At 69.8% G+C, this 16,585-nt stretch carries 13 protein-coding genes, 1 tRNA gene and 1 pseudogene; 9 read left to right on the top strand and 6 right to left on the bottom strand.

Features of this window, described 5'->3' with window-relative positions; translation table 11 throughout:
• Positions 1-5 precede the first annotated feature (5 nt).
• Both AOQ37_RS25620 and AOQ37_RS25615 read left to right on the top strand, forming a co-directional pair.
• Complete coding sequence (locus AOQ37_RS25620) at positions 6-746, top strand: SDR family oxidoreductase (protein WP_062647289.1); 741 nt, start codon at positions 6-8, stop codon at positions 744-746.
• A 1-nt stretch (position 747) separates the two neighbouring features.
• Positions 748-1,653, top strand: a complete 906-nt coding sequence (locus tag AOQ37_RS25615; RefSeq protein WP_062647287.1) for an SDR family oxidoreductase — start codon at positions 748-750, stop codon at positions 1,651-1,653.
• A gap of 115 nt (positions 1,654-1,768) precedes the next feature.
• Here the strand turns inward: AOQ37_RS25615 and AOQ37_RS25610 are convergent, their stop codons facing one another.
• A complete protein-coding gene (locus AOQ37_RS25610) occupies positions 1,769-2,662 on the bottom strand; it encodes a hypothetical protein (protein ID WP_062647285.1) in 894 nt (297 codons plus the stop codon).
• 108 nt (positions 2,663-2,770) lie between these two features.
• Here AOQ37_RS25610 and AOQ37_RS25605 point away from each other — a divergent pair, with 108 nt between their 5' ends.
• The 4 genes from AOQ37_RS25605 to AOQ37_RS25590 all read left to right on the top strand — a co-directional run bounded on the left by AOQ37_RS25605 (position 2,771) and on the right by AOQ37_RS25590 (position 8,826).
• Entirely contained in the window at positions 2,771-3,124 is a 354-nt protein-coding gene (locus tag AOQ37_RS25605) for a chorismate mutase (protein WP_062647283.1), read from the top strand.
• A 186-nt stretch (positions 3,125-3,310) separates the two neighbouring features.
• Complete coding sequence (pepN, locus tag AOQ37_RS25600) at positions 3,311-5,800, top strand: aminopeptidase N (RefSeq protein ID WP_078890357.1); 2,490 nt, start codon at positions 3,311-3,313, stop codon at positions 5,798-5,800.
• 247 nt (positions 5,801-6,047) lie between these two features.
• Positions 6,048-7,409, top strand: coding sequence for a pyridoxal phosphate-dependent decarboxylase family protein (locus AOQ37_RS25595; protein WP_107085295.1), 1,362 nt, complete (start codon positions 6,048-6,050; stop codon positions 7,407-7,409).
• 46 nt (positions 7,410-7,455) lie between these two features.
• Positions 7,456-8,826, top strand: a complete 1,371-nt coding sequence (locus tag AOQ37_RS25590) for a lysine N(6)-hydroxylase/L-ornithine N(5)-oxygenase family protein (RefSeq protein WP_062647279.1) — start codon at positions 7,456-7,458, stop codon at positions 8,824-8,826.
• A gap of 173 nt (positions 8,827-8,999) precedes the next feature.
• Here AOQ37_RS25590 and AOQ37_RS25585 read toward each other — a convergent pair whose 3' ends face one another.
• Entirely contained in the window at positions 9,000-10,811 is a 1,812-nt protein-coding gene (locus tag AOQ37_RS25585) for a bifunctional metallophosphatase/5'-nucleotidase (protein WP_062647277.1), read from the bottom strand.
• 148 nt (positions 10,812-10,959) lie between these two features.
• On the opposite strand from AOQ37_RS25585, the gene AOQ37_RS25580 reads away from it, so the two are divergent.
• Together AOQ37_RS25580 and pyk are read left to right on the top strand one after the other, a co-directional pair.
• The gene (locus AOQ37_RS25580) at positions 10,960-11,661 is read left to right on the top strand and encodes an SIMPL domain-containing protein (protein ID WP_062647275.1); all 702 of its coding nucleotides are present in this window, start codon (positions 10,960-10,962) and stop codon (positions 11,659-11,661) included.
• Positions 11,662-11,842: 181 nt separating this feature from the next.
• The gene (pyk, locus tag AOQ37_RS25575; RefSeq protein WP_062647273.1) at positions 11,843-13,279 is read left to right on the top strand and encodes a pyruvate kinase; all 1,437 of its coding nucleotides are present in this window, start codon (positions 11,843-11,845) and stop codon (positions 13,277-13,279) included.
• Between the two features lie 19 nt (positions 13,280-13,298).
• On the opposite strand, the pseudogene AOQ37_RS25570 reads toward pyk, so the two are convergent.
• Positions 13,299-13,940: pseudogene (locus AOQ37_RS25570) on the bottom strand (helix-turn-helix domain-containing protein); the annotation flags it as partial.
• A 106-nt stretch (positions 13,941-14,046) separates the two neighbouring features.
• A tRNA-Leu gene (locus AOQ37_RS25565) sits at positions 14,047-14,119 on the bottom strand.
• A 101-nt stretch (positions 14,120-14,220) separates the two neighbouring features.
• Here AOQ37_RS25565 and AOQ37_RS25560 point away from each other — a divergent pair.
• A complete protein-coding gene (locus AOQ37_RS25560; RefSeq protein WP_020131824.1) occupies positions 14,221-14,877 on the top strand; it encodes an ANTAR domain-containing response regulator in 657 nt (218 codons plus the stop codon).
• Positions 14,878-14,953: 76 nt separating this feature from the next.
• On the opposite strand, the gene AOQ37_RS25555 is transcribed toward AOQ37_RS25560, so the two are convergent.
• Both AOQ37_RS25555 and AOQ37_RS25550 read right to left on the bottom strand, forming a co-directional pair.
• On the bottom strand, positions 14,954-15,670 hold the full coding sequence (locus AOQ37_RS25555; RefSeq protein ID WP_062647271.1) for an ABC transporter ATP-binding protein: 717 nt from the start codon (positions 15,668-15,670) through the stop codon (positions 14,954-14,956).
• Positions 15,667-16,581 (bottom strand): ABC transporter ATP-binding protein, encoded by a 915-nt coding sequence (locus AOQ37_RS25550; RefSeq protein WP_062647270.1) that lies wholly within the window; start codon positions 16,579-16,581, stop codon positions 15,667-15,669. Before AOQ37_RS25550 ends, AOQ37_RS25555 begins: the two co-directional genes overlap by 4 nt.
• Positions 16,582-16,585: the final 4 nt, after the last annotated feature.

Raw genomic sequence — 16,585 nt, 5'->3', positions numbered from 1 at the left:
AGCGAATGGAGCTGGACGGAAAGGTCGCCGTCGTCACCGGCGGCACCCGCGGCGTGGGCGCCGGCATCGCCCGCTCCCTCGCACGCGCGGGCGCCCAGGTCGTGGTCTGCGCCCGCCGACCACCGGAACACCCCCTCGACAGCGCCACGTTCGCCCCGCTCGACGTACGGGACGCCGACGCCGTACGGCGCTTCTTCACCGGCCTGCCCCGGCTCGACGTCCTCGTCAACAACGCGGGCGGCGCCCCCCACCGCCCCCTCGCGCACACCGACCCCGCACGGCACGCGCGCGTGATCGAACTCAACCTCCTCGCCCCGCTGACCGTCTCCCTCGCCGCGTACGACCACCTCAGACACGCCAACGGCTCCATCGTGATGATCGGCAGCGTCAGCGGCGGCCGCCCCTCACCCGGCACGGCCGCCTACGGCGCGGCCAAGGCCGGCCTGGAGAACCTCGCCCGCTCCATGGCCGTCGAATGGGCGCCCGAGGTCCGCGTCAACACCCTCGTCGTCGGCATGGTCCGCACCGAACTGACCCACCTCCACTACGGCGGCGAGGACGGCGTCGAAGCCGTCGCCCGCACCGTCCCCCTCGGCCGCCTCGCCCTCCCCGCCGACGTGGGCGCGGCAGCCGTCTTCCTCGCCTCCGACGCCGCCCGCTACATCAGCGGGGCCAGCCTGCTCCTGCACGGAGGCGGTGAACGGCCCGCCTTCCTCGACGCCGCAACCGTCAACAAGGAGACGTGAGATGAGCGGAATCTGCCACCGGCGCGTCGTCGCCGTCACCGGCGCGGGACGCGGACTCGGGCGCGCCCACGCGCTCGCGTTCGCCGCCGAGGGCGCCCGTGTCGTCGTCAACGACCTCGGTGTCGGCCTCGACGGCACCCCCGACCCGCACAGTCCCGCCGGACAGGTCGCGCGGGAGATCCGCGCGGCCGGCGGCGAAGCCGTCGCGCACGCCGGGGACATCGCCACCCCCGAAGGCGCCGCCACCCTCGTCGGCACCGCGCTGGACACGTACGGCCGACTCGACACCCTCGTCAACAACGCGGGCTTCCTGCGCGACCGCATGCTCGTCAACCTGACCGAGGACGACTGGGACGCCGTCCTGCGCGTCCACCTCAAGGGCCACTTCCTCACCCTCAAGCACGCCGCCGCACACTGGCGCGCCGAGACCAGGGCCGGCCGCCCGCCCGCCGCCCGCGTCATCAACACCAGCAGCGGCGCGGGGCTGCTCGGCTCGCTCGGCCAGGGCAACTACAGCGCCGCGAAGGCCGGGATCGTCGCCCTGACGCTCGTCGCCGCCGCCGAACTCGCCCGCTACGGCGTCCAGGTCAACGCGATCGCACCCGCCGCCCGCACCCGGATGACGGAGCGCACCTTCGCCGCGGCCATGACCGCCCCCGAAGCCGGCTTCGACGCGATGGCCCCCGAGAACGTCTCCCCGCTGGTCGTCTGGCTCGGCTCCGACACGAGCCAGGGCGTCACCGGACGCGTCTTCGAGGCCGACGGCGGACGCATCACCGTCATGGAGGGCTGGCGGCCCGGCCCCACCACCGACAAAGGGGCACGGTGGGCCCCCGCGGAGGCGGGGGAGGCCGTACGGAAACTCCTGACGCGGACGACCCCACCGGGCCCCGTCCACGGCACGTAGGCCACCCGGCCACCCGGCTCCGCGGGCCCCTCGACCGTCTCTCCCCGCGACCCCGCGACCCCGCAGCCCACAGCCCCGCAGCCCGCGGCCCGGAACCCGGCAGTCCGGCGCCCGCCTACGTGTCGCACTCCAGCACCGTCCGGCACAGCGCGCACCGTGCCCGCACCCGGCCCCGCACCGGGACCCTGATCCGCTGATGGCAGGTGGGACACGCGAACGTCACCCGCAACGCCCCCGGAGCGTCCGGGGCGAAGCTGTACGGGCTGTCCGGGGCCGCCGCCGACGGATGGACCTGGGCATGCCGGCGATCACGCGCGTAACGCCGCCGCCCCGCCCAGCCCGCCGCCGTCAACGGAGGCTGCCGCCCGTCATGCCGGGCCCGCTCGAGCCCCCGCGCGTACGCCGTGTACGCCTGCGCACTCGTGAACCACACCGACGGATCCTCACCGAAGACCAGCGACCGCTTCGCCAGCACGTACCCGAACTCCTCCGGAGTCAGATACCCCAGCTTCTGCGAGGACGCCGCGTCCTCCCGGTAGGCGTCCAGCAGCAGCCAGCCCGCCCCCAGATACGTCGTCGCCGTGTCCGTCAGGATCTCGTTGTCCCGCGTCCCCGGGAACGACAGCCCCACCCGGTGCAGATAGACATGCATGACCTCGTGCGCCAGCGCCGCGCCGATGTCCCGCCGGTGCGTACGGAACCGGTCGTTCAACTCCACGAAGTACTCCGGACCCGCCGTGAGTTCGACGTTCGCCGCATGCTCCATCGCACGGAACGCGACGATCATTCGCGCCTGCGGCAACCGGAAGTGCCGCACCAGCTCACGCGCCACCCGCTGCACCCCCAGATGCAGATCGTCCGTGTCGCAGAACGCCACGTCCGCCGGCGCCACACTCGACGTGAACTGATGGATGGTGTCGTACGACAACCGCCGGTACAGCGCCGTGACCGCCGCCCGCACCGTCTCCAGGTGCGGGTACCCGTGCTCGACCGGCCCGCCGTTCGCCACGCCCGCACCCCCAAGACGCCGGGAACCCGGGTTCCCGGGATCCCGATTCCACTGTAAGGGCAGGCCACCCCCGGGGCGGGCCCGGCGGACGCACTAGGGTGAACGCCCATGACCACCAGCAACACCCCCGGAGCCGGAGACGTCGACCCCGCCGTCCGCGAGGAGCTCGACCGGCTGCGCGCCAGCATCGACAACATCGACGCCGCCGTCGTGCACATGCTCGCCGAGCGCTTCAAGGCCACCCAGCAGGTCGGCCACCTCAAGGCCCGCCACCAGCTGCCGCCCGCCGACCAGGCCCGCGAGGCCCGCCAGATCGCCCGGCTGCGCTCCCTCGCCGAGGACGCCCGACTCGACCCCGCGTTCGCCGAGAAGTTCCTCAACTTCATCATCGCCGAGGTGATCCGCCACCACGAGCGCATCGCCGAGGGCACCGTCGACGCCGAGGCCCCCACCCCGAACTGACCCGGGAACCCCGAACCGACCCGGAAAGGGCGGGGTCCGTCGCGGCCTGTCACCGCGCGGAAACGCACCGTCGGCACCGCCCGTCGCACCCACCGCACCCCGCGACCGGAACGGCGCTCCGGCGCGAGAAGGGGCATAAGGCACGTACCGATCCGCCCCTGTGCCCCGCCGACGGCATCAGGCAGCATGTCGTTCATGTCCGTACTGACGCGCGACGAAGCGCAGAGCCGTGCCAAGCTCCTCGACGTCCACCGCTACACCATCGAGCTCGACCTGACGACCGGCGAAGAGACCTTCGAGTCCAGCACCGTCATCCGGTTCGCCGCGCGCACGGACGGGGCCACCTTCGTCGAGGTCAAGCCCGCGGCACTGCACTCCGTCACCCTCGACGGCGAGCCCCTCGACCCGGACACCCTCGACGGCAACCGGCTCCCCCTCGACCACCTCACGGCGGGCGACCACGAACTGCGCGTCCGGACCAGCATGCGCTACTCCCGCACCGGCGAAGGCATGCACCGTTTCACCGACCCCACCGACGGCGAGACCTACCTCTACACCCAGCTCTTCATGGACGACGTCCAGCGCGTCTTCGCCGCCTTCGACCAGCCCGACCTCAAATCCGTCTTCGAGCTGACCGTCAAGGCCCCCGAAACCTGGACCGTCCTCGCCAACGGCATCACCGAACACCTCGGCGAAGGCCGCTGGCAGGCCGCCCCCACCCCCCTCATCTCCACCTACCTCGTCGCCGTCGCCGCCGGCCCCTGGCACTCCGTACGCACCGAACACGACGGACGCCCCTTCGGCCTCCACTGCCGCCGCTCCCTCGCCCCCCACCTCGACGCCGACGCCGACGAACTCCTCGAGATCACCCGGCAGTGCTACGACCGCTACCACGAGAAGTTCGAGGAGCCCTACCCCTTCGACTCCTACGACCAGGCGTTCGTCCCCGAGTTCAACGCCGGCGCCATGGAGAACCCCGGCCTCGTCACCTTCCGCGACGAGTTCGTCTACCGCTCCGCCGTCACCGACACCGAACGCCAGACCCGCGCCATGGTCATCGCCCACGAGATGGCCCACATGTGGTTCGGCGACCTCGTCACCCTCCAGTGGTGGGACGACATCTGGCTCAACGAGTCCTTCGCCGAATACATGGGCTACCAGACCCTCACCGAAGCCACCCGCTTCACCGACACCTGGACCGACTTCGGCGTCGTCCGCAAGGCCTGGGGATACGACGCCGACCAGCGCCCCTCCACCCACCCCGTCGCCCCCGAGAACGTCGACGACACCGCGTCCGCCCTCCTCAACTTCGACGGCATCTCCTACGCCAAGGGCGCCTCCGCACTACGGCAACTCGTCACCTGGCTCGGCGAGAAGGACTTCCTCGCCGGCATCAACACCCACTTCGCCCGCCACCGCTTCGCCAACGCCACCCTCGCCGACTTCATCGACTCCCTCGCCGCCCACACCGACCGCGACGTCCACGCCTGGGCCGACGCCTGGCTGCGCACCACCGGAGTCGACACCCTCACCCCCACCCTCCACGGCAGCAACGGCGACCACACCCTCACCGTCACCCACGACGGCAGCCGCCCGCACCGCGTCGCCGTCGGCCTCTACGACCTCGACCTCGCCGACGAAGGCCGCCTCACCCTGCGCGAACGCCTCGAGGTCGACATCCCGCAGAGCGCACCCCAGCCCATCGGCAAGCGCCCCGCCCTGGTCCTCCTCAACGACAGCGACCTCACCTACACCAAGGTCCGCTTCGACCCCGCCTCCTCCGAAACCGTCCGCACCAGCCTCTCCGGCCTGCCCGACCCGCTCACCCGCGCCGTCGTCTGGAACGCCCTGCGCGACGCCGTTCGCGACGGCGACCTCGCCCCCACCGCCTACCTCGACGCCGCCCGCGCCCACCTCCCCAGGGAAACCGACCTCGCCCTCGTCCAGGGCGTCCTCGCCTTCGCCTCCGGACAGGTCGCGGACCGCTACGTCACCCCCGAGCAACGCCCCGCCGCCGTCGCCACCCTCTCCGCCCTCTGCCGCGACCTCATCCGCCGCACCGAGGACGGCGACCACCCCGGCCTGCGCCTCATCGCCGTACGCCACTTCATCGACGGCGCCGCCCACCCCGACACCATCGCCGCCTGGCTCGCCGACGGCACGGTCCCCGGCGGCCCCGAACTCGACCCCGACCTGCGCTGGCGCGTCCTCGCCCGGCTCGCCGTCCTCGGCGCCACCGACGAACGGGCCATCGCCACCGAACTCGCCCGTGACCCCTCCGCCACCGGCCAGGAAGGCGCCGCCCGCTGCCGCGCCGCCCTCCCCGACGCCGAAGCCAAACGCACCGCCTGGGCCGCCATGTTCGACGACGACACCCTCTCCAACTACCTCTTCACCGCCACCGCCCAGGGCTTCTGGCAGCCCGAACAGAGCGACCTCGTCGCCGACTACGTCCCGCGCTTCTACCAGGACGCCGTCGCCGTCGCCGCCCGACGCGGCCCCGCCATCGCCGAAGCCGCCGGCCGCTGGGCCTTCCCCGCCCACGCCGTCACCCCCGACACCCTCCACCTCGGCCGAGCCTGCCTCACCGACGCCGACCCCACCCCCGCCCTCCGCCGCAAGCTCATCGACCAACTCGACGACCTGGCACGGGCGTTGCGGGTCAGGAACGCGTAGTTACGCCGGAAGACGATCGGCCCGTCCGGCGATCGAGGACGAGGCCCGTCCAGGGCCGAAGCGGGTCCAGGGGCGCGGCCCCCGGTAGCGCCCACACCAGCCCCGGTGCGATCTCCCGCACCGGGGCTGAGAACACACGTCCCCCGTAAGGGTTCCCTCACCGGATCCTCCGGACGCGCCCCCGCGATCCCCGACAAGCTTGCACTCCCCGCTGCGGCCACCCGCCCCGCGCCCCCGGAGGAGCCCCGTGAGCATGCCACCCCTCGCCTCAGGACCCGAAGGCCCCGACGCCCTACGGCCCTTGCTCACGACCGTCCTCGACGCCCTCACCACCGGCAGCGGCGCCCGCGGCGGACCACTCCCCGCCGGCGGACCCCGGGCCGTCGCCGCCCGCGTACGCCACGCCGTGGGAGACCTGCTCCCCGAACAAGGCGACCCCCGAGCCCTCACCACCCTCGTCCACGCCCTCGCCGAAGGCGCCGCCGACCCCGCGGACCCCCTCTGCGCCGCCCACCTGCACTGCCCACCCCTCGCCGTCGCCACCGCCGCCGACCTCGCCGCCTCCGTCCTCAACCCCTCCCTCGACTCCTGGGACCAGGCACCCGCCGCCTCCGAAATCGAGGCACTCCTCACCCGGACCCTCGCCGCACACGCCGGCATGGCCGACGCGGTCGTCACCACCGGCGGCACCGAAGCCAACCAACTCGCCCTCCTCCTCGCCCGCGAGACCCACGGCCCCGCCCTGACCCTCGTCTGCGGCGCCAACGCCCACCACTCCCTGCCCCGCGCCGCCTGGCTCCTCGGCCTCCCCGCACCCGTCGTCATCCCCACCCCCACCGGCACCCTCGACCCCACCGCCCTCACCCACACCCTCACCACCCTGCCCGGCCGCCCCCTCCTCGTCGCCGCCACCGCGGGCACCACCGACGCCGGACTCATCGACCCCCTCCCCGCCATCGCCGCGCTCTGCCGCACCCACGGCGCCCGCCTGCACATCGACGCCGCCTACGGAGGCGGACTGCTCTTCAGCGACCGCCACCGCCCCCTCCTCACCGGCCTCGACACCGCCCACACCGTCACCCTCGACCTGCACAAACTCGGCTGGCAACCCGTCGCCGCCGGCCTCCTCGCCGCCCGCGACGCACACGACCTCACCGCCCTCCACCACCAAGCCGACTACCTCAACGCCGACGACGACACCGAAGCCGGCCTCCCCGACCTCCTCGGCCGCTCCCTGCGCACCACCCGACGCCCCGACGCCCTCAAGATCGCCGTCACCCTCAAGACCCTCGGCCGCACCGGCCTCGGCGCCCTCGTCGACCAGGTCTGCTCCCACGCCCACGCGTTCGCCGACCTCGTCACCGCACACCCCGGCCTCGAACTCCACGCCCCACCCACCATCAGCACCGTCCTCTTCCGCCCCACCGGCGCCACCGACCAGGCCGTGGCCGAGATACGCCGCCGCCTCCTCACCCACGGCCGCGCCGTCCTCGGCCGAGCCCGCCTCGACGGGCGCCTCTGGCTCAAAGCCACCCTCCTCAACCCCCACACCCGCCCCCACGACCTGGCCGCCCTCCTCGACCTGGTGGAAGGAAACACCCCCCGATGAACACACCCCCCACCCCGGCGCCGACACCCCCCGCGACCTCGTCGGCATCGGCATCGGCCCCTGCAACCTCTCCCTCGCCGCCCTCGCCCACCCCCTCGCCGAACTCGACACCGTCTTCTACGAACAACGCCCCCGCTTCGACTGGCACCCCGGCCTCCTCATCGACGGCGCCCGCGTCCAAGTCCCCTTCCTCGCCGACCTCGTCACCCTCGCCGACCCCACCAGCCCCTGGACCTTCCTCAACTACCTCAAGACCCACCACCGCCTCTACCCCTTCTACTTCGCCGAGCGCTTCCACACCCCCCGCGCCGAATACGACACCTACTGCCGCTGGGTCGCCGACCAACTCCCCGGACTCCGCTTCCGCCACCAGGCCGACGCCGTCCGCTGGAACCCCGAACGCGACGTCTTCGAAGTCGACCACACCCAACTCGACGCCGACGGCGAAGCCGAAGCCCTCGGCCGCACCCACACCCGCAACGTCGTCCTCGGCATCGGCACCGAGCCCTACGTCCCCGACGCCCTGCGCCCCCTCGTCGACGCCCCCGGCGTACCCGTCGTCCACGCCGCCGACTACCTCACCCACCGCGACACCCTCCTCGCCGCCGGCCACATCACCGTCGTCGGATCAGGACAGTCCGGCGCCGAAGTCTTCCTCGACCTCCTCCGCCACCGCCCCGCCGGCCACGAACAACTCCACTGGATCGGCCGCACCGACGCGTTCGCCCCCATGGAGTACTCCAAACTCGGCCTCGAACACTTCACCCCCGACTACACCCGCTACTTCCACTCCCTCCCCGAAAGCACCCGCGACCGCCTCACCACCGCCCAGTGGCAACTCCACAAAGGCATCGACACCACCACCCTCGCCGCCATCCACGACGAGCTCTACCGACGCACCCTCGGCGGCGGCTGGCCCGACACCGTCCTCACCCCCGGCGTCCGCGTCCGCACCGCCGGACGCATCGCCACCACCAAGATCGAACTCCACCTCGAACACCTCCAGCAGGACACCCGCACCCGCCTCACCACCGACGCCGTCGTCCTCGCCACCGGCCACCGCGAACGCACCCTCGACCGCATCCTCGCCGGCCTCGACCCCTACATCCGCCGCGACAACAGCGAACGCCCCCGCGTCGACGAACACTTCCGCCTCGTCCTCGACCCCTCCATCACCGCCACCGGGTGCAACGTCTACGTCCAGAACGCCGAACGCCACACCCACGGCGTAGGCGCCCCCGACCTCGGCCTCGCCGCCTGGCGCGCCGCCACCATCCTCAACACCCTCACCGGCAAGGAGACCTACCCCCTCCCCACCCGCACCGCCTTCACCACCTTCGGACTCGAACAACCACAACCCCGAGTCCCCGCAGCCCGACAGGCACCCACCCTCACCCCCCTCGTCGACCGACGATGAGCACCGGGCCGGCACCGGACGGCCCACATCCCCCAGCACGCCACCCGCAGTTCAGCACCCTCCAGACCCACGAAAGACCGCGTACGCGAAAGGCGGTGCTCCCGCGGTGACCGACCCGGCCACCACCCGAAACACCGCCCACCGCACCACAGCACTACACGCGCACGGAAACCCTAGAAGACCGGCGTACCGTCACGCGTCAGCTCCCAGTCCACCGACGCGAAGTCCTTCGGATCCAGCACACCCTTCGCCGTCACCCACTCCGAGATCCGCGTACGGATCTCCGTCGACTCCGCCCACAACTCCTGCGCCGACGCCACATGCGGGAACGCGCCACCACCATTGGCCCGGTAGTTGTTCACCGCCAGCACGAACTGCTGCGCATCGTCCAACGCCACCCCGTTGTACGTCAGGTTCTTGATCCGCGAACCCGCCGCCTGCGCGATGTCGATCTCGTACACCAGACCCGACACATAGTCGTAGTTGTAGTCCGGACGCCCCGCCGCGTTCGTCAGCTTCTCCGTGTCGACCACCGCACCCGCCGCCGTCTGCACGAAGTACTGCGCCGAGTACTCCAGGTACGCCCGCACCTGCGCACCCGTCAGCAACTTCGCCACCAGCGTGTTGTCGTACACGTACAGGCTCGACAGATCCCGGATCGTCACCTCGCCCGCCGGGATCTCCGACGTACGCGAGAACGGAGACGCCTGCGCGATCACCGGCAGCGACGCGTACGACGTACCCGCCAGCGCCGCCCTGACGACGTCCTCCTGCACCTTCGTGATCAGGTCGATGATCGGCGCGTCCTTGTACCGCGCCTCCACCGTCGTCAACGTCTCCGTCGCCGTACCCACCACCTGGTTGACGTACGCCACGACCTTCGCGTGCTCGTCACCCAGCAGCTTCGTGATCTTCGGGTCGTCCGCCACCGAGTTGGAGTTCAGCACCTTCGAAGCGACGGACTCCACCGTCCACCGCCCCTTCTCGAACACCAGCTCCACATCGAACACCGACAGCCGCTCCGCGTACGCCAACGGCTCCGACAACACGACCGTCTTCCCGGTCTTCGCGTTGACGACCTTCAGCTCCGGAATCTCCACATGCGCGTGACCCACCAGCACCGCGTCGATGTCCGGCACCTGCTGCGCCACCAGCGCCGCCGAGTTCTCCACGTACGGCAACTGGTCACCGTACGACGACGTACCCGACGAACCCGAGTGCGCCGACACGATCACCACATCCGCACCCAGCGACTTCAGCTTCGGCACCCACTTCGCCGCCTGCTCCTCCAGCCCCGGGAACGCCAGCTTGCCCTGCACATACGCCTTGTCCCAGATCGCGATACCCGGGTTCGTCAGCCCCAGCACCGCCACCTTCACCGGCGGCGCGCCCTTCACACAGAACGTCTTGATCACGTAGGGCGGGAACGCCGGCTTCAGCGTCTTCGCGTCCACCGCGTTCGCACCCAGCAGCGGGAACCGCAACTGCGACTCGAACTTCCGCAGCGTCTCGATACCGTAGTTGAACTCGTGATTGCCCAGCGCCGCCGCGTCGTACCCGATCGCGTTCATCGCCTGCGCCATCGGGTGCACCGGACCACCCTTGGCGGTGATCGGATCCACCTTCGCGTAGTAGTACGTCAGCGGAGTGCCCTGGATCGTGTCACCCGCGTCCAGCAGCAGCGTGTTCTCGCGCCCCTTCTCCGCACGGATCTGGTTCACCAGCGTCGAGATACGCGCCAGCCCCTGCGCGTTACCGGCCGCGTCCGTGTACTCCGCGTCCTTGAAGTAGTCCCAGTTGAACACGTGACCATGCAGGTCCGTCGTCCCCAGCACCGTCAGCGCGTACCGCTTCGGCTGCTTGACCGGCTTCCCCGGCTTCTTCGCCTCGGCGGCCCGCGCCGGAGCCGCGGCAGCACCCGCGATCGCCACCCCCGCCCCGGTCACAGCGGACTTCTTCAGGAACTTCCGGCGATTCAACGGCATGTCTCATGCTCCTCGGGGATGGTTGACGACGCGCGTAGATTCTGACCCGGGCACGACCGACGGCAACAGGTCCAGGAGGTTTCGATCTGATGACCAGACCGGTCAACTGCCCCCGGTCAACGGGGAAACCCATGACAAGGTGGGACGTATGACCTCCCCGCAGAATCCCCCGTACGGCACACCCGACGCACCACTCCTCACCGTCCGCGGCGAGGCCGAACTCGAGGTCGACCCCGAGATCGCCCGCATCGGCATCACCCTCACCGCCCGCGGCCGCGACCGCCGCACCACCCTCGACGACCTCACCCGCCGCAACACCACCACCCTCGACCTCATCAAGTCCTACGGTGACGCCGTCGAGAACCTCTCCACCGGCACCCTCACCCTCACCCCCGAACTCACCCACCGCGGACGCGGCGAACGCGTCCGCACCTACCACGGCACCATCCACCTCACCGCCGAACTCACCGACTTCACCGCCCTCGGCGAACTCACCACCCGCCTCGCCGACCTCGACCTCACCCGGATCGACGGCCCCACCTGGGAACTCCGCCCCACCTCACCCGTCCACCGCCAAGCCCGGCAACAAGCGGTCCGCGAAGCCGTACAACGAGCCCACGAATACGCCGAGGCACTCGGCACCACCGTCGCCGCCCTCCTCGAACTCGCCGACACCGGCACCGACGGCGGACGCCCCCGCGCCGCCTTCGACCGCCGCGCCGTCCGCTTCTCCATGGCAGCCCCCGACACGGACGCCGGCGCACCCGAACCCCTCGACCTCGAACCCCAGCGCATCCACATCCACACCGAGGTCAGCGCACAGTTCACGATGAATCCACCGAGCCTGTGAATTCATCCATTCGGGGAGGCCCCCCGCAAGAGCCGGGGTAAAAACGAAAAGTGCTCATCAGAGCGGCAGCCCGCACAATTTATTAATTGACGGCAGTCGACAACAACCCTTCACCCAAAGGTTGTTGGACGGCCATGCCCCTCCGAATTCCCTACCCACCGGTAAGACATAAGCTCGAAACATGCGCCGAGCAAAAATCGTCTGCACCCTGGGCCCCGCCACCGACACATACGACCAGATCAAAGCCCTGGTCGACGCCGGAATGGACGTAGCCCGCTTCAACCTCAGCCACGGCGGCCACGCCGAGCACGACGAGCGCTACCAGCGCGTCCGCAAGGCCTCCGACGAAACCGGCCGCAGCGTCGGCCTCCTCGCCGACCTTCAAGGCCCGAAGATCCGCCTCGGCAACTTCGCCGAAGGCCCCGTACTCCTTGAACGCGGCGACACCTTCACCATCACCGTCGAGGAAGGCGTGGAAGGCGACCGCCACAGGTGCGGCACCACCTACGCCGGCCTCGCAGCCGACGTCACCACCGGCGAACGCATCCTCGTCGACGACGGCAAGGTCTGCCTCGAAGTGACAGAGGTCGACGGACCCCGCGTGCACACCCGCGTCATCGAAGGCGGCGTGATCTCCGACCACAAGGGCCTCAACCTCCCCGGCGTCGCCGTCTCCGTCCCCGCCCTCTCCAAGAAGGACGAGGACGACCTCCGCTGGGCGCTGCGCACCGGCTTCGACGTCATCGCCCTCTCCTTCGTCCGCAGCGGCCGCGACATCCTCGACGTCCACCGCATCATGGACGACGAAGGCCGCCGCCTCCCCGTCATCGCCAAGATCGAGAAACCCCAGGCCGTCGAGAACATCGACGACATCGTCGCCGCCTTCGACGGAATCATGGTCGCCCGCGGCGACCTCGGCGTCGAAATGCCCCTCGAACAGGTCCCCATCGTCCAAAAGCGCGCGATCAAGCTGGCGAAGCGCAACGCCAAGCCCGTCATCGTCGCCACCCAGATGCTCGACTCCATGATCGAGAACTCCCGCCCCACCCGCGCCGAAGCCTCCGACGTCGCCAACGCCATCATCGACGGCACCGACGCGGTCATGCTCTCCGGCGAGACCAGCGTCGGCAAACACGCCATCCAGACCGTCCGCACCATGGCGAAGATCGTCGAAGCGGCCGAGGAGGACATCCTCGCCAAGGGGCTCCCGCCGCTCACCGCCTCGAACAAACCGCGCACCCAGGGCGGCGCCGTCGCCCGGGCCGCCGCCGAGATCGGCGACTTCCTCGACGCCAGGTTCCTCGTCGCCTTCACCCAGAGCGGCGACACCGTCCGCCGCCTCTCCCGCTACCGTTCGCCGATCCCGCTCCTCGCCTTCACCCCGGAACCGGCGACCCGCTCCCAGCTGAACCTGACCTGGGGCGTCGAGACGTTCCTCGGCCCCCACGCGGACTCGACGGACGCGATGGTCGACCAGGTGGACGAGCTGCTGCTGAGGTACGGCCGCTGCGAGAGGGGCGACGTGGTGGTCATCACGGCGGGTTCGCTCACCGGCGTCTCGGGCTCGACCAACCTGGTCCGCGTCCACCACGTCGGAGAGGACGACAGCCCGAAGTAGGGGGACCGGGTCAGTACTACCGGATGTCGTCGGAGACATTGGTGAAGAAGTACCGGGGGTATTCGTAGCGCTTGGGTTCACCGGCAACGATGCGGGTCGTCCAGTTGGTGATGCGGCACCCGTCGGAGTGGATGAGACCTCGGATGAACTCCCAGGGGTGGGCGTCGACGATGCCCTGTTGCCAGGGTTCGAGGACGATGGGCCGCTCGTGCTTCTTGCCGGGGTTGTGCTGGGGAAACATACAAGTCCAGTGCCTTGTGTACGACTTCACCTCGACGCAGCCAGTCTTGTGACGCTGGCTGACGTTCGGGAGCGGCATCACCTTGCGCATGGCTTCTTCGGCTGCCGCGATCAGGCCGGTCTGCGTGGCGTTGCAGAAGATGGAGAGGCGGTGCTGCTTGGTTTTCGAGACGATGTGGCCGTCGCCGAGGTACAGGCCGAGCAGGTAGGCGTATGCGATCTCATCGAACTCGCGGCCGGTGCAATTGGGGCAGTCCGTCGGCTGTTCGTATCTCTCGCCACGGGCTTTGCGGTCCTCGCTGCGCCACCAGCCGACGGTGCCGCGCGGAATGTTCAGATGCTCAGCCACGAGACGATTCGGCGCACCTTGGCGCATGAGTGCGACGGCTTGGGCGCGAATCGAAGGACTGTGCTGTTCCATGCCGCCACTTTGAGCAGGAGGCCGCGACGACACGCAGCAAAAAGCGGATGTTCACGAGAACGGGAACATCCGCTTTTCTTTCGTGACCTTGGGAACCAAGGAAAAGTGCCCCGAGTCGGATTCGAACCGACGCTGTATGGGTTTTGAATCCATGGCCTCTACCGCTGGGCTACCGGGGCCCCTTCGAAACGAAGGTCAGCGGTCACCCGCTGTGTCACTACCTTACCGCAGCTAGGTAGGCTCTTGTCAGCAGCACCCCTGCCCTGAACGAGGAGCTCCCGTGACCGCCCCCGAGTCGCCCCAGCCCGTGGACGCGCCCGACGACGACAAGTCGCACGTGCCTCCGCTGACGACCCGTGTCGTCATCGCCGAGGACGAGGCCCTGATCCGCCTCGACCTCAAAGAGATGCTGGAGGAGGAGGGCTACAGCGTCGTCGGCGAGGCCGGTGACGGTGAGCAGGCGATCGAGCTGGCCCGTGAGCACAAGCCGGACCTGGTCATCCTCGATGTGAAGATGCCCAAGATGGACGGCATCTCCGCCGCCGAGAAGATCGCCGAGGAGCGCATCGCGCCGGTGCTGATGCTGACCGCGTTCTCGCAGCGCGACCTCGTCGAGCGGGCGCGTGACGCCGGGGCGATGGCGTACCTGGTGAAGCCGTTCAGCAAGAGTGACGTCGTCCCGGCGATCGAGATGGCCGTCTCGCGTTTCACGGAGCTGCGGGAGCTGGAGAACGAGGTCGCGGACCTGACGCTGCGGCTGGAGACGCGCAAGCTGGTGGACCGGGCGAAGTCGATTCTCCAGACGGAGTACGGGCTGACGGAGCCGGCGGCGTTCCGCTGGATCCAGAAGACGTCGATGGACCGTCGGATGTCGATGCAGCAGGTCGCCGAGGCGGTCATTCAGGACGCGGACGAGAAGAAGTCGTCCAAGGGCTGAGCAAGCACGGCAGAGCAAAGGACGAGGCCCGCGCCCGGAGAAGGGGCGCGGGCCTCGTCGTGTGCGAGGGGGGTGCTCAGTCCTCGCCGAGGTACGCCTTGCGGACGGACTCGTCGTGGAGGAGGTCCTGGCCGGTGCCGGAGAGGACGATCTTGCCGATCTCCATGACATGGCCGTGGTCGGCGAGCGACAGGGCGGCCTGGGCGTTCTGCTCGATGAGCAGGATGGTCATGCCCTGGGCCTTGAGCTCGACGATGGTGGACATGATCTTCTGCATCATGATGGGGGAGAGGCCCATGGAGGGCTCGTCCAGCATGAGCAGTTTGGGCTGGGACATGAGCGCCCGGCCCATGGCGAGCATCTGCTGTTCGCCGCCGGACAGGGTGCCGGCGGCCTGCTTCCGGCGCTCTCCCAGGATGGGGAAGAGGTCGTAGGCGCGCTGGATGTCCTTTTCGATGCCGGGCTTGTCGTTGCGGAGGAAGGCGCCGAGGCGGAGGTTGTCCTCGATCGTCATGCGCGGGAAGATGTGCCGCCCCTCGGGGGAGTGGGCGAGTCCGAGCGAGACGATGTCGTGGGCGGGGATCTTCTTCAGCGATCTGCCGTTGAATTTGATCTGGCCGCCGACGGGCTTGAGGAGTCCGGACAGGGTGCGCAGGGTGGTGGTCTTGCCGGCGCCGTTGGTGCCGATCAGGGTGACGACCTCGCCGGCCTCGACCTTGAACGAGATGCCTTTGACGGCCTCGATCTTGCCGTAGGCGACCCGGAGGTCCTCGACTTCGAGCAGTGCGGTCATCGGTCGTTCTCCTTGGCGGGCGCGGCGTCCGTCGGGGTGGCGGCGCTCTCGGCGTTCGCTTCGGCGGCCTCGACTTCGGCTGTTTCTTCGTCGCCGGGGGCGTTCTCGAAGGGTTCGCCGAGGTAGGCGGCGACCACTCGTTCGTCGCCCTGGACGGTCGCGCTGTCGCCTTCGACGAGCTTTTCGCCCTGGACGAGGACGGCGACGCGGTCGCAGAGGTTGAAGATGAAGCGCATGTCGTGCTCGATGACGAGGACGGCGATGCCCTTGTCGCGGATGGCGAAGACGAGTTCTTCGGTCGCGCGGGTTTCCTGGGGGTTCATGCCGGCGGTGGGCTCGTCCAGGAGGAGGAGGCCGGGCTCGCTGGCGAGTGCGCGGGCGATCTCGAGCTTGCGCTGTTCGCCGTAGGGCAGGTTGCGGGCGAGGTGGTCGGCCTTCTTCTCCAGGCCGATGAACTCCAGGAGTTCCATGGCGCGTTCGCGGCTGGCGGCTTCGGCGCGGTGGAAGGAGGGGAGGCGCAGGACGGCCGACCAGAAGCCTTCCTTGGTGCGGGTGTGGCGGCCGACGAGGACGTTTTCCAGGACGGTCATGTTGCCGAAGAGGCGGATGTTCTGGAAGGTGCGGGCGATGCCGGCGGCCGTGACCTTGAAGGATTTGGGCGGCAGGACGGTGCCCTTGTAGCGGACTTCGCCTTCGGTGGGGATGTAGAGGCCGGTGAGGCAGTTGAAGAAGGTGGTCTTGCCGGCGCCGTTGGGGCCGATGAGGCCGACGATCTCTCCGGCGTTGACGTGGAGGTTGACGTCGCGGACGGCGGTGAGGCCGCCGAAGCGCATGGTGACGCCGCGGGCGTCGAGCACCGTCTCGCCGACAGGGGCGACAGGGGCGTCCTTGGTGGTGGTGTCGGTGGTCATGGTG

It is taken from the genome of Streptomyces maremycinicus (assembly GCF_001184025.1).
GTDB classification, from domain to species: Bacteria; Actinomycetota; Actinomycetes; order Streptomycetales; family Streptomycetaceae; genus Streptomyces; species Streptomyces maremycinicus.
The sequence above is the reverse complement of the archived record's forward strand: the minus strand, read 5'-3'. Positions and strand labels throughout refer to the sequence as shown.